Genomic DNA, 12,122 nt, shown 5'->3' on the forward strand with positions numbered 1-12,122 from the left:
TCGGAACGGCTTGCCAGCGCCGCGAATCGGCGTAGCCTGTCGAAACCGGTAAGGAGAGTCCGATGGCATCGATCGTGCCGCCCCAACGCGGCCCCCGCGCAGGCGATCACCCCGAGAGTGATCCGGGGGGTGAAAGCCTCATCATCCTGCAAAGCCTGTTGTGCCTGTTGCGGGAGAAGAACCTCCTCAGCCGCGCCGACATGGAAGAACTCTGCCAGAAGGTCGAACGCCGCGCGACCGGCCAAAGTCAGATTCCCCTGCCCTGTTGTTCCGAGGCCGCGCACAGCGCCTCCGGCGTGATGCAGCGGCTGACGAGCTATATCGGGCAACGCTACGGCGGAAAGCATCTGCGCGCGCTGCGGTAGGCGCAGCGTCGATAGCATCGACAAATTTGCTATGCCGTTACCCCCAGGCTCGACCCGGGGCCCGCTTCTTCGGACGTTCAATGGACGCTTGGCCGCTCAAGATCGGGTGACGAAACTGATCTCACACGACATTGCGTCTGGTATGGCGGTGACCGTCTTCTCCCAAGAAACGTCGATCGTACCCTTGCCGCGCGAATACTCTTTTCCCTTCGCGCGCTACATACGGTAACACGCGTCAGCATAGCCGCGGCCGATCGGCTGGCTCGTCGCAATCCGAAGGAAACCGATGTCCATCCTTGGTGAGGTCGAACTCTCCCGCCGCAATATCCTCGTCGGTGGCGCAGCGACGGTCGCGCTGACCGCGGTGCCGGCTGCCGAAGCCGAAATGCCGGCGCAGCAGGTGCCCGCGACGATGCGCGTATCGATCGAGGTCAACGGCAAGCATCGGACGCTCGATATCGACACCCGCACGACCTTGCTCGACGCACTGCGCGAACATCTGCAGCTGACCGGCACCAAGAAGGGGTGCGATCACGGTCAGTGCGGCGCGTGCACAGTCATTGTCGAGGGGCAGCGGATCAATGCCTGCCTAAGCCTCGCGGTCATGCACGAGGGCGACAAGGTCACGACGATCGAGGGGCTCGGCACCCCTGAAAAGCTGCATCCGATGCAGGCAGCGTTCGTGAAGCATGACGGCTATCAGTGCGGCTATTGCACGCCCGGCCAGATCTGTTCCGCGATCGCCGTGCTGGCGGAGATCAAGGCCGGCATCCCGAGCCATGCCAGCGCCAGCCTGACCGATCGTCCCCGCGCCACCAACATCGAGATGCGCGAACGGATGAGCGGCAATATCTGCCGCTGCGGCGCCTATTCGAACATCGCCGAAGCGATGGCCGAAGTTGCGGAGCACGACGCATGAAGCCGTTTACGTACAGCCGCGCGAAAACCCCGGCGGAGGCCGCGACCGCCGCCGCGCGACCGGGCACGAAGTTCATTGCGGGCGGGACCAATCTGCTCGACTTGATGAAGCTGCAGATCGAGACGCCGTCGCATCTGGTCGACGTGCAGGACCTGAAGCTCGACCGGATCGAACCGACCCCGGACGGTGGCCTGCGGATCGGCGCACTGGTCCGCAACACCGCGCTCGCATCGGACGACCGCGTACGTCGCGATTACGGCGCCCTGACGCGCGCGATCGTCGCTGGCGCGTCCGGGCAATTGCGCAACAAGGCGACGACCGCGGGCAATCTGCTCCAGCGGACGCGCTGCCCGTATTTCTACGATACCAACCAGCCGTGCAACAAGCGGACGCCCGGTTCCGGTTGTGCGGCGATCGGCGGGTATAGCCGGCAGTTGGCGGTGATCGGCGCGAGCGATGCCTGTATCGCGACCTATCCCGGCGACATGGCGGTCGCGATGCGCGTGCTGGATGCAGTGGTCGAAACCGTCGATCCCGCCGGGGGTACGCGCGCGATCCCGATCGCGGATTTCCACCGCCTGCCCGGGGACACGCCGCATATCGAAACCGCTTTGGTGCCGGGCGAACTGGTCACAGCGGTTACCCTGCCCCGCCCGATCGGCGGCGCCCATGTCTATCACAAGGTCCGCGACCGGGCCTCGTATGCCTTCGCGCTCGTCTCGGTCGCGGCTATCGTCCAGAAGGACGGCACCGGCCGCGTCGCGGTCGGCGGGATCGCGCCTAGGCCCTGGCGGATGGAGGCGGCGGAGGCGCATCTGCCGCAGGGCGCGCAGGCCGTCGCCGCGCCGCTTCTGGCTGGTGCCCGTCCGACCCCTGACAATGCATTCAAGGTACCGCTGGTCGAGCGTACGCTCGCCGCCGCCTTGGCCGACGCAAAGGCCTGATCCCATGAAGTTCGACACCCCCGCCGGCCGCAATCCGATCGATCAGCTGAAGGTCGTCGGCAGGCCGCACGATCGCATCGACGGCAAGTTCAAGACGACCGGCACCGCGCCCTATGCCTATGAACGCCACGACGTCGCGCCGAACCAGGCGTACGGCTTCATCCTGGGATCGGCGATCGCCAAGGGCAGCATCGCGAGCATGGACTTGGCGCACGCGAAAGCGATGCCCGGCGTACTGGCGATCGTATCGACGCTCGACATGCCCAAGCTGCCATTGGGGCGGGCCAATACCGCACATTTGTTCGGCGGTTCAGAAATCGCCCATTACCATCAAGCGGTGGCGCTAGTCGTGGCCGATACGTTCGAGCAGGCACGCGCCGCCGCCGCCGCGATCCGCGTCGATTATGTTCGCGCGAAGGGGCAATACGATCTGGCCGCGCTGGCACCGCTCGCGCCGCTGCACGGCGGCGGTAGCGGCGAAGGCAGCGCTGCCCCCAAGATCGACCGGATCGGCGATTTCGAGACGGCCTTCGCCGCGGCCCCGGTGACGATCGATCGGACCTATACGACTCCCGACGAGACACATGCGATGATGGAACCGTTCGCCAGCATCGCGTCCTGGAACGGCGACACACTGACGGTGTGGACGTCCAACCAGATGATCGCTTGGGCGAAGGGCGATCTCGCCAAGACGCTAAGCATATCGCCCGAAAATGTCCGGATCGACTCGCCCTATATCGGTGGTGGTTTCGGAGGGAAACTGTTCGTCCGGGCCGACATCGCACTCGCCGCGCTCGGTGCGAAGGCGGCGGGGCGTCCGGTCAAGGTCGCGATGACGCGGCCGATGATGGCGAACAACACGACCCACCGGTCGGCAACCATCCAGCGCATTCGACTTGGCGCGACCCGCGACGGCACGCTGACCGCGATCGCGCATGAAGGCACGAGTGGAAACCTGCCCGGCGGCGGTCCCGAGACCGCGACGTCGCAGACCAAATTACTGTATGCGGGCGCTAGCCGCATGGTCGCCACCCGCCTCGCGGTCATGGACCTGCCCGAAGCAAATGCGATGCGCGCGCCCGGCGAAGCCCCAGGCCTCATGGCGCTGGAGATCGCGATGGACGAATTGGCCGAGAAGCTCGGGATGGACCCGGTCGCGCTCCGCATCGCGAACGACACGCAGGTCGATCCCGAAAAGCCGACCCGCAAATTCTCGCAGCGTCAGCTGGTCGAGTGCCTGAAGCTGGGTGCGGACCGGTTCGGATGGAGCAAGCGCAACCCGAAGCCCGCGCAGGTTCGTGAGGGCACGTGGCTGGTCGGGATGGGTGTCGCTGCCGGCTTTCGCAACAGCATCGTGACGAAGTCCGCCGCGCGGGTCCGCCTTGATGCGGGCGGAGTCGTGACCGTCGAGACCGACATGACCGATATCGGCACCGGCACCTATACGATCATCGCGCAGACCGCCGCCGAGATGATGGGCGTGCCGATCGAGAGGGTCGTCGTGAAGCTCGGCGACTCCGACTTCCCGGCATCGTCGGGGTCGGGTGGCCAATGGGGCGCGAACAACTCGACGTCGGGCGTATACGCCGCCTGCGTCAAGCTGCGCGAGCAGGTGGCGCGGCGCCTCGGCTTCGACGCAGCCGACGTGGCTTTTGCCGATGGTCGGGTGCAGGCGGGCGGACGCAGCGCGCAATTGGCGGATGCCGCGAAGACTGGCCCGCTAGTTGCGGAGGACCGGATCGAATACGGCACGCTGGACAAGGATTATCAGCAATCGACCTTTGCTGGGCATTTCGTCGAGGTGGCGATCAACGGCTATACCGGTGAAACGCGCGTCCGCCGGATGCTGGCGGTGTGTGCCGCGGGACGGATACTCAACCCGAAATCCGCGCGCAGCCAGGTTATCGGCGCGATGACGATGGGGGTTGGCGCGGCGCTGATGGAAGAGCTCGCGGTGGACACGCGCTTCGGCTTCTTCGTCAATCACGATCTCGCGACGTATGAAGTGCCGGTGCATGCTGACATTCCGCACCAGGAGGTCGTGTTCCTGGACGAGGTCGATCCGCTATCGTCGCCGATGAAGGCGAAGGGTGTCGGCGAGCTTGGCCTGTGCGGGGTGGGTGCAGCGATCGCCAACGCGGTCTACAACGCCACCGGCGTGCGGGTACGCGATTATCCGGTTACGCTCGAAAAGCATATGGCCGGGCTGCCGATAATGGCCTGACCGACGACGACCATCGCCGGAGATGCGAAGGCATCCCGGCGATGGATGCAGCGGGATTACTTGCCCTTGACCGTCGCATCCAGTGCGTCGGCCTTGTTCGCAGCAGCACCGCGTACGGCGTCAGCCCCGTTGTCCAGCGCGTTGGCGCGGTTGTCCATGGCGACTTCGGCATTGCCGCCGACGCTGTCCGCGGTGTCGCGGATCGCGGTGGCGTTCGCCTGCATCATATCGGCGGTATTGTCGGCCGACGAGATCACGTTATCCGCACCGGCGGTCTTGTGGTCGCATGCGGTGAGCGACAGCAGGCAAGCGCCCGCGACGAAAATGAACGATTTTTGCATATGCATCCCCTTAAGTGGCTGCTGATTCCCAGCGTCAGCCGTTTCGACCAAAGCGTCGTGCGGAGCAAGCACGATCGCATTCGATTCGTGGTGCAAAGAGCGGAACAATGTCGGTCATTCATGGTTGACCGCTTACATATCTACCAAGCTTTTCATGTTGTTAACTTCCGTCAATGCCCAGTCTACGCGCGGCGCAGCGACAGTTTACGACTATTCATAATTCATCGAAGGACAGTTTATGTCGAACGATATAGCAGACCATATCGACGACGCGCCCGCGACGACATGGAAGAAGGGCGACGCCATTGCGGCCGCCGATGTTCCCGCAGGAGAAGGCACGGCGATGACCGCGGCGGCGGTGACGATCAATCGGCCGGTCGGCGAATTGTTTTCGTTTTTTCGCGATTTCGTCAATTTCGCGACCTTCATGGAGAATGTCGATCGCATCGACGTGCTCGATGCCACGCATTCGCACTGGGTCGTAAAGGCACCGGCCGGCCGGACCGTCGAATGGGATGCAACCGTCACCGCCGAGGTCGAGAACCGATTCATCGATTGGACATCGGACCCAGGTGCTGACGTCGCGAACGGCGGCCGGGTCGAATTCCGGGACGCCGGCGCGCGCGGCACCGTCGTCACCGCTACGATCCGCTACGATCCGCCCGGCGGCATCGTCGGCAAGGTGATCGCCAAGATGTTCCAGCGCGAACCGGCGATCCAGGCCCGCCGCGACCTGCGCCGTTTCAAGCAACTCATGGAAACCGGTGAGATTGCAACCGGTGCCTTTACCAACAGGCAACGCGAAGAGGAGGCCGCCTGATGCGTGCGCTGGCATGGCATGGTTGCCACGACGTCCGTGTCGACACCGTCGATGACCCCGAAATCCTGAACCCGCGCGATTGCATCATCAAGGTCACCGCAACCGCGATCTGCGGGTCCGACCTTCATCTGTACGACGGCTACATCCCGACGATGCAGGCGGGCGATGTCCTGGGCCATGAGTTTATGGGCGAAGTGGTCGAAACCGGCCCCAAATCGACGTTGCAAAAAGGCCAGCGGGTCGTCGTCCCGTTCACCATCGCGTGTGGCAGCTGCTACCATTGCGGCAAGCACCAGTATTCCGCGTGCGAAAACGGCCTGCCCGCCGACAACCAGGACATCGCGCAGGAACTGTACGGCCAGCCGATGTCGGGATTGTTCGGCTACAGTCACATGACCGGCGGCTATGCAGGCGGTCAGGCGGAATATGTCCGCGTGCCGTTCAGCGACGTCGGACCGATCGTCATCCCGGATGGGATCGATGATGAGAAGGTGCTGTTCCTGTCGGACATCCTTCCGACTGGCTGGCAGGCGGCGGAGAATGCCGATATCGAACCGGGCGACATCGTCGCGGTCTGGGGCTGTGGCCCGGTCGGGCTGTTCGCGGTGCAGTCGGCCTTCCTCATGGGGGCCGAGCGCGTGATTGCGATCGACCATTTCCCCCACCGGCTGGAGCTGGCCGCGAAGTTCGGTGCCGAGACGATCAACTTCGAGGAAAGCGCGGTGTACGAGGCGCTGATGCTGATGACCGGCGGGATCGGTCCCGATGCGGTCATCGACTCCGTCGGTCTGGAGTCGCACGGCTTCTTCGTCGACAATGTGCTCGACCAGATCAAGGCGTCCACCTTCCTCGGCACCGATCGGCCGCATGCCAATCGCCAGGCGATCATCGCCTGCCGCAAGGGCGGGCGCGTCTCGATGCCAGCGGTCTATGGCGGCTTCGTCGACAAATGGCCGCTCGGTGCCTTCATGGAAAAGGGGTTGACGCTCAAGACCGGCCAGACGCACGTCCAGCATTACATGCCCGCGCTGCTGAACGCGATCGTGGAGGGGAAGATCGACACGACCTTCCTGATCTCTCACCGCATTGACCTCGAGGACGCGCCCAAGGGCTACAAGATGTTCCACGATGACCAGAATGTGGTGACCAAGGTCGTATTGAAGCCTGGTCTGAACGGCTGACTCAAACTCCATCTGATAGGACAAGAACTATGGCCAACAAATTCGCGATCGTCACCGGCGCGTCGACCGGTATCGGCTTCGAACTGGCGACGATCGCCGCGAAGGACGGGTATGACATTCTCGTCGTGGCGGATGAAGCGCTGATCGCGGACGCCGCGCGGGATTTCGACCAGTTCGGCACGCAAGTGCGGTCCGTCGAGGCGGACCTGTCTACGACCGAGGGCGTGGATGCGTTGCTGGCTGCGGCGAACGGTCGCCAGATCGACCTGCTGTGCGCGAATGCCGGGCGCGGTTTGGGTCATGCCTTCCTGGAACAGGATTTGGCCGACTGGCGCAAGGTCGTCGACACCAACATTACTGGCACGTTGTACCTGTTGCAGACCGTGCTGAAGCCGATGGTCGCCCGCAACGAGGGCAAGGTCCTGGTGACCGGATCGATCGCGGGCTACATCCCGGGTTCGTACCAGGCGGTCTACAACGCCACCAAGTCGTTCGTCGATTTCTTTACCGACGCGCTGCGCAACGAGATCAAGGATTCGGACGGCGTCACCCTGACGACGCTGAAGCCCGGGCCGGTCGATACCGAGTTCTTCGAACGCGGTGACATGCTGGATACCGAAGTCGGCCAGTCCGAGTCCAAGCGAGATCCCGCGCTGGTCGCGAAGGACGGCTGGGACGCGCTGATGGCGGGCAAGGCGAGCATCTTCTCGGGCTGGTCGACCAAGGTGCAGGGGATGCTGGCCAACGTCATGCCCGCTTCGGTACTGGCGGAACAGCATCGCAAGATGGCCGAACCCAAGGGCGACGATTGATCGACGGTCGATGCTGCGCCGTTTGTTTGCCGATACGCTTTGCGGACCGTTCCAGCAAAGTTGCCTCCGGTTAATGCAATCGTCATCAATCTGCCGACCCCCGGTGCGGAACCGTTTTCCATTCCCCATGTCCGGTGAATGACTGACCTGACCGTCTGGCACGATGGCTCGTGCCCCTTGTGCCGAAGTGAGATCGCGTTGATGCGGCGGCTCGACCGGCGCGGTGCGATCCGGTTCGTCGATGCATCGAGCGACCACGGATCGGCCTGCCCGATCGATCGCGCCGAGTTGCTGGCGCGGTTTCACGTGCGTGAGGACGGAGTGATGCTCGACGGCGCAGTGATGCTCGACGGCGCGGCGGCGTTCGCCGCGATGTGGCGTGCGATCCCTCTGCTCCGTCCGATCGGTCTTGCGGCGCGCAACGCGTCGGTTCTTGCCGCGCTGGAATGGCTCTATGCGCGGTTTCTGACGATCCGCCCGATCCTGCAGCGTATCGCCCGGCGGGTAGCGACATGAGACCGCGGCCGGACCCGGTCGGCCCCGGTCAGGAAAGCGTCTGGTCCTATCCAAGGCCGCCGCGCGCCGAACCGACCGACGCGCTTGTCGCCATCGAACATCGCGGCGTGTTTGTCGCCGATACGCGCGAGAGCATCCGGACGCTGGAGACCAGTCATCCGCCGACCTATTACATTCCGCCCCACGACATAATACCAGGTGTCCTTCGCCCGGCAGGCGGGGGGTCGTTTTGTGAATATAAGGGCTACGCGGTCTATTGGGACGTGGTCGTCGATGGCGTTACGCTACCCAGGATCGGATGGAGCTATCCCGATCCGAACCGTGCATTCGCCGCGCTGCGCGACCATGTCGCCTTCTACGCCGGACCGTTCGACCGGTGCACGGTGGACGGCGAGGCGGTCGTGCCCCAGCCTGGCGGGTTTTACGGCGGCTGGATCACCGCCAATCTCAGCGGGCCCTTCAAGGGCATCCCCGGCAGCATGGGATGGTAGCGCAATGACCGACGATCGGAACGACAAGGACGGTCGCGACGGCAAGGAGGGTCGCGCGGTGCCGAGCGGTCGGCTGTCGCGGCTTGGGCAGTTCGGTCGGCTTGCCGGCGGTGTCGCGGGCGGAATGCTGGCCGAGGGCGCACGTCGGCTGGCCGATGGCGAACGACCGCGGATGCGCGACCTGATGCTGACGCCGGGCAATGTCGGACGGGTCGCCGATCGTCTGTCGCATCTTCGTGGTGCTGCGATGAAGCTCGGCCAGATGATCTCGATGGATGCCGGCGACATGCTGCCGCCCGAACTGACGGAGATCATGGCGCGACTGCGCGACCGGGCGCGTCATATGCCGCCGGCGCAGCTCCAGCAGGTCCTTGCCCGGCAATGGGGCAAGAATTGGCGGACGCGGTTCGCGCGGTTCGATGCCACGCCGGTGGCGGCGGCATCGATCGGCCAGGTCCACCGGGCGACGACGCGGGACGGCCGCGTGCTGGCGATCAAGGTCCAATATCCGGGCGTGCGCGAAAGCATCGATGCCGATGTCGACAATGTCGCCACATTGCTCCGCGTTTCGGGCCTGCTGCCCCGCGCGCTCGACATCGCGCCTTTGCTTGCCGAGGCGAAGCGGCAATTGGCGGAAGAGGCCGACTATGTCCGCGAGGGCGAGCAGCTGGCCCTGTTTGGCCGGTTGCTCGCCGGAGCAACGGATTATGTAGTGCCGACGCTCGATACGGAGTTCACGACCGAGCGTGTGCTGGCGATGAGCTTCGTCGAAGGTCGCCCGATCGAGTCGCTGGTCGATTCGTCGCAGGCAGTGCGGAACGAGGCGGTGCGCGCGCTGATCGCGCTCGTTTTGCGCGAATTGTTCGAATTCGGCGTCATGCAGACGGATCCCAATTTCGCGAATTACCGTTACCAGCCCGACACCGGACGCCTGGTGCTGCTTGATTTCGGTGCGGCGCGGCCGGTCGGCGCGGCGACGTCGGGCGGGTATGAACGCTTGTTGCGTGCGGCACTGGCCGACGATCCGGATGCGGTCCGCGACGCCGCCGTCGCCGCCGGTTTTCTCGGCGAACAAGCAGTCGTGCGACACCGGGAGCGCGTAGACACGATGATCGGCATCGTGCTCGGCGAACTGAACCGCCCCGTCCCGTTCGACTTCGGCGACCGTGCCTTTGTCGGCGTCCTCCGCGATCAGGGCATGGAAATGGCCGGCGACCAGACGACATGGCATTTGCCGCCGATCGACATCCTGTTCGTCCAACGCAAGATCAGCGGCACCGCGCTGCTCGCGGCCCGGCTCAAAGCGCGGGTGGACGTGCGGGCGCTGGTGAAGCGACAATTGCAAGGAGCCGGCGTTCCGGACAGCGCGATCGGAACGGCGGGCCCGCCAGCCGCGCGTTAGCGCAGGTATTCGCTGCCGCAAGTCCATCCTGATCGCAATACCGCAGACCAAGGTTCGCCATTTGACGGGCATTCACGGATTTATGCCCGGAAGGTTCGTTCCGCGGTCAGCCCAGCAGGTCGGCGAGCGCGGCAATCAGCAGATCGACCTCGGCCATGGTGTTGTAGTGGCACAGACCCACGCGAACGAGCCCGCCTTCGGCTTCCAGCCGCAACCGCACGATCGTTTCCACCGCATAGAAGTGACCCGCCCATGCGAAGATGCCGCGATCGGCCAGGTGCCGGACGACGTCCGACGGCGAATGCCCCTCGACCGTGAACGCGAACGTCGGCACCCGGTCGGTCATGTCGGCGGGACCGTACACGCGAACGCTGTTGAACTTGGCGAGCCCTTCCAGAAGCGCGGAGCCGAGTTCCGCCTCATATGTCTCACACGCCTCGAACGCCGCCGACAGCCGCTCGCGCCGGTTCGCCAGGCCCGGCGATACCATCTCGCCGAGCCACTCGAGATAATCGGCCATGCCGATGATGCCGGCTTGCGCCTCGAACGATGGCGTGCCCGTCTCGAACCGCGCCATGCCCCTGCTCGAGGCGGCGCGAACCTTGTAGGCGCGGAGTCGATCGGCGACTTCACGTCGACACCACAACACGCCGACGTGCGGACCGAACAGCTTGTACGGCGAAAACGCCAGCAGATCGCAGCCGAGCGCCTTCACGTCGAGCGCCACGTGCGGCGCGAGCTGGACGGCATCGACATAGACGAGCGCTTGAGACTCTCGGCGCACGGTTCGAACGATGGTGTCCAGATCGGCGATGCTGCCGAGCGCGTTGCTCGCGCCTCCGATGGCGACCAGGCGGGTACGATCCGACACCAATCCGGGCAGCGAATCGAGCTGCAACCGGCCGGTCGCGGGATCGAAGTCCAGCCAGCGCACGATAAGTCCGCGGTCTTCCGCAACCTCGAGCCAGGGCGCGACATTGGCATCGTGATCGAGCCTGGTGACGACCAGTTCGTCTCCCGATCGCCAGTCGCGCGCCAGCGCTCGCGATACTGCGAACGTCAGCGACGTCATGTTGGCACCGAACGCCACCTCGTCCGGATCGGCCCCGATCAGATCGGCGATCGCCTGGTGCGCGGAGCGGCTTAGCGAATCAACCGCACATGACGTGGCGAACACGCCGCCGGCGTTCGCGGCGCCTAGCGCCAGGTGCCGGCGCATCGCGTCGATCGCGTCCGAACAGACCTGCGTGCCGCCGGGTGCATCCAGATAGATGCGCGCGCGATCATCGTCGGTAACGTCGAGTGCAGGAAAGCGGCGGCGCACCGCGTCGATCGGGAACGTCATCGGACACCTCTACACGGCTGTACCTCCATTTCGACAGCCATCCCGGAGGTTCCCTTTCCGCCGACGCATTCTTTCGATCGGCACCGCCCCCCCCCGCCGACGCTTGCGTCGCAACGGTGTTTGGATGATCCTCGACCGTCTGCGAAGGGCACCGGGGGAACGAATGCTGCGCTTTCTGCTATGCGTCGGCGCGATTGCGCTTCCTGCGGTTGCGACGGCCGCGCCGTCTGTGGAAACCGGCGCACCGATCTACGCCAACAGCACCGCGCTCGAAGGGGTCGTGCCAGTCCATGTCGACCGAACGGGCGGTCGTATCCTCGTCACCCTGCCTCCGGCGGCCGCCGACGGGGTTTCGTTGCGGCTGCTCTACGCGACCGCGCTTCGGACGGGCCTTGGCTCCGCGCCGACCTTTCTCGATCGGGGGCGGGTCGGCCCGACGCAGATCATCGCCTTTCGTCGGCTGGGCAAGCGAATCGCGATCCAGTTCGAGAACCCTCGCTTTCGCGCGATCGGCGGGGCAAGCAGCGACTTCGCGACGTCCGTCGCCTGGATGGGCGATGTGGCGGCCACGCTTCCCGACGGCAGCATGGTCGTCGACATCGCAGGGTTCCTGACCGCGGACACGCTCGGCATCGCCCGTTCGCTGAGCCAGGAAGGCGATGCGATGGGCACCGGCGACCGTGCACAGGGTGCCGGCAGCGGCTTCACGCTCGACGACAAGCGCAGCGCCGCCGATCCGGGATCGGTCAAGCTCTTCCCCGA

General features: G+C 64.9%; 12 protein-coding genes and 1 pseudogene. 11 read left to right on the forward strand and 2 right to left on the reverse strand.

The features are described 5' to 3' along the window. The first annotated feature begins 62 nt into the window (after positions 1 to 62). The 4 genes from ACFE7D_RS01330 (at position 63) to paoC (ending at position 4,452) form a co-directional block, all read left to right on the forward strand. Complete coding sequence (locus ACFE7D_RS01330; RefSeq protein ID WP_375393623.1) at positions 63 to 365, forward strand: hypothetical protein; 303 nt, start codon at positions 63 to 65, stop codon at positions 363 to 365. 286 nt (positions 366 to 651) lie between these two features. After that, entirely contained in the window at positions 652 to 1,284 is a 633-nt protein-coding gene (gene paoA, locus ACFE7D_RS01335; protein WP_375393624.1) for an aldehyde dehydrogenase iron-sulfur subunit PaoA, read from the forward strand. Continuing rightward, positions 1,281 to 2,228 (forward strand): FAD binding domain-containing protein, encoded by a 948-nt coding sequence (locus ACFE7D_RS01340; protein WP_375393625.1) that lies wholly within the window; start codon positions 1,281 to 1,283, stop codon positions 2,226 to 2,228. The genes paoA and ACFE7D_RS01340 overlap by 4 nt, the downstream gene beginning before the upstream one ends. Positions 2,229 to 2,232: 4 nt before the next feature. Then, entirely contained in the window at positions 2,233 to 4,452 is a 2,220-nt protein-coding gene (gene paoC / locus ACFE7D_RS01345; protein ID WP_375393626.1) for an aldehyde oxidoreductase molybdenum-binding subunit PaoC, read from the forward strand. A 56-nt stretch (positions 4,453 to 4,508) separates the two neighbouring features. Here the strand turns inward: paoC and ACFE7D_RS01350 are convergent, their stop codons facing one another. Further along, complete coding sequence (locus ACFE7D_RS01350) at positions 4,509 to 4,901, reverse strand: hypothetical protein (RefSeq protein ID WP_375393627.1); 393 nt, start codon at positions 4,899 to 4,901, stop codon at positions 4,509 to 4,511. Between the two features lie 130 nt (positions 4,902 to 5,031). On the opposite strand from ACFE7D_RS01350, the gene ACFE7D_RS01355 reads away from it, so the two are divergent. The 6 genes from ACFE7D_RS01355 to ACFE7D_RS01380 all read left to right on the forward strand — a co-directional run bounded on the left by ACFE7D_RS01355 (position 5,032) and on the right by ACFE7D_RS01380 (position 10,015). Beyond that, complete coding sequence (locus tag ACFE7D_RS01355) at positions 5,032 to 5,613, forward strand: SRPBCC family protein (RefSeq protein ID WP_375393628.1); 582 nt, start codon at positions 5,032 to 5,034, stop codon at positions 5,611 to 5,613. Continuing rightward, positions 5,613 to 6,794: a zinc-dependent alcohol dehydrogenase gene (locus tag ACFE7D_RS01360; protein WP_375393629.1), complete on the forward strand. Its 1,182-nt coding sequence runs from the start codon at positions 5,613 to 5,615 to the stop codon at positions 6,792 to 6,794. Before ACFE7D_RS01355 ends, ACFE7D_RS01360 begins: the two co-directional genes overlap by 1 nt. 29 nt (positions 6,795 to 6,823) lie before the next feature. Continuing rightward, positions 6,824 to 7,606, forward strand: coding sequence for an SDR family NAD(P)-dependent oxidoreductase (locus tag ACFE7D_RS01365; RefSeq protein WP_375393630.1), 783 nt, complete (start codon positions 6,824 to 6,826; stop codon positions 7,604 to 7,606). Between the two features lie 138 nt (positions 7,607 to 7,744). Then, on the forward strand, positions 7,745 to 8,122 hold the full coding sequence (locus tag ACFE7D_RS01370) for a DUF393 domain-containing protein (protein WP_375393631.1): 378 nt from the start codon (positions 7,745 to 7,747) through the stop codon (positions 8,120 to 8,122). Beyond that, positions 8,119 to 8,613, forward strand: coding sequence for a DUF427 domain-containing protein (locus tag ACFE7D_RS01375; protein ID WP_375393632.1), 495 nt, complete (start codon positions 8,119 to 8,121; stop codon positions 8,611 to 8,613). The genes ACFE7D_RS01370 and ACFE7D_RS01375 overlap by 4 nt, the downstream gene beginning before the upstream one ends. 4 nt (positions 8,614 to 8,617) lie before the next feature. Beyond that, the gene (locus ACFE7D_RS01380) at positions 8,618 to 10,015 is read left to right on the forward strand and encodes an ABC1 kinase family protein (protein ID WP_375393633.1); all 1,398 of its coding nucleotides are present in this window, start codon (positions 8,618 to 8,620) and stop codon (positions 10,013 to 10,015) included. A gap of 106 nt (positions 10,016 to 10,121) precedes the next feature. On the opposite strand, the gene ACFE7D_RS01385 is transcribed toward ACFE7D_RS01380, so the two are convergent. After that, a complete protein-coding gene (locus ACFE7D_RS01385; RefSeq protein ID WP_375393634.1) occupies positions 10,122 to 11,360 on the reverse strand; it encodes a cysteine desulfurase-like protein in 1,239 nt (412 codons plus the stop codon). Positions 11,361 to 11,589: 229 nt separating this feature from the next. Between ACFE7D_RS01385 and ACFE7D_RS01390 the strand changes: the two are divergent. Beyond that, a pseudogene (locus ACFE7D_RS01390) lies at positions 11,590 to 12,122 on the forward strand (hypothetical protein); the annotation flags it as partial.

Origin of the sequence: uncultured Sphingomonas sp., assembly GCF_964244235.1 — a bacterium.
Lineage (GTDB): Bacteria > Pseudomonadota > Alphaproteobacteria > Sphingomonadales > Sphingomonadaceae > Sphingomonas.

What these genes read in the sequence shown, in the direction of transcription:
- ACFE7D_RS01360 (WP_375393629.1), top strand. Translation starts at nt 5,613, where the DNA reads ATGCGTGCGCTGGCATGGCATGGTTGCCACGACGTCCGTGTCGACACC.
- paoC (WP_375393626.1), top strand. Translation starts at nt 2,233, where the DNA reads ATGAAGTTCGACACCCCCGCCGGCCGCAATCCGATCGATCAGCTGAAG.
- paoA (WP_375393624.1), top strand. Translation starts at nt 652, where the DNA reads ATGTCCATCCTTGGTGAGGTCGAACTCTCCCGCCGCAATATCCTCGTC.
- ACFE7D_RS01355 (WP_375393628.1), top strand. Translation starts at nt 5,032, where the DNA reads ATGTCGAACGATATAGCAGACCATATCGACGACGCGCCCGCGACGACA.
- ACFE7D_RS01380 (WP_375393633.1), top strand. Translation starts at nt 8,618, where the DNA reads ATGACCGACGATCGGAACGACAAGGACGGTCGCGACGGCAAGGAGGGT.
- ACFE7D_RS01340 (WP_375393625.1), top strand. Translation starts at nt 1,281, where the DNA reads ATGAAGCCGTTTACGTACAGCCGCGCGAAAACCCCGGCGGAGGCCGCG.
- ACFE7D_RS01375 (WP_375393632.1), top strand. Translation starts at nt 8,119, where the DNA reads ATGAGACCGCGGCCGGACCCGGTCGGCCCCGGTCAGGAAAGCGTCTGG.
- ACFE7D_RS01365 (WP_375393630.1), top strand. Translation starts at nt 6,824, where the DNA reads ATGGCCAACAAATTCGCGATCGTCACCGGCGCGTCGACCGGTATCGGC.
- ACFE7D_RS01385 (WP_375393634.1), bottom strand. Translation starts at nt 11,360, where the DNA reads ATGACGTTCCCGATCGACGCGGTGCGCCGCCGCTTTCCTGCACTCGAC.
- ACFE7D_RS01370 (WP_375393631.1), top strand. Translation starts at nt 7,745, where the DNA reads ATGACTGACCTGACCGTCTGGCACGATGGCTCGTGCCCCTTGTGCCGA.
- ACFE7D_RS01330 (WP_375393623.1), top strand. Translation starts at nt 63, where the DNA reads ATGGCATCGATCGTGCCGCCCCAACGCGGCCCCCGCGCAGGCGATCAC.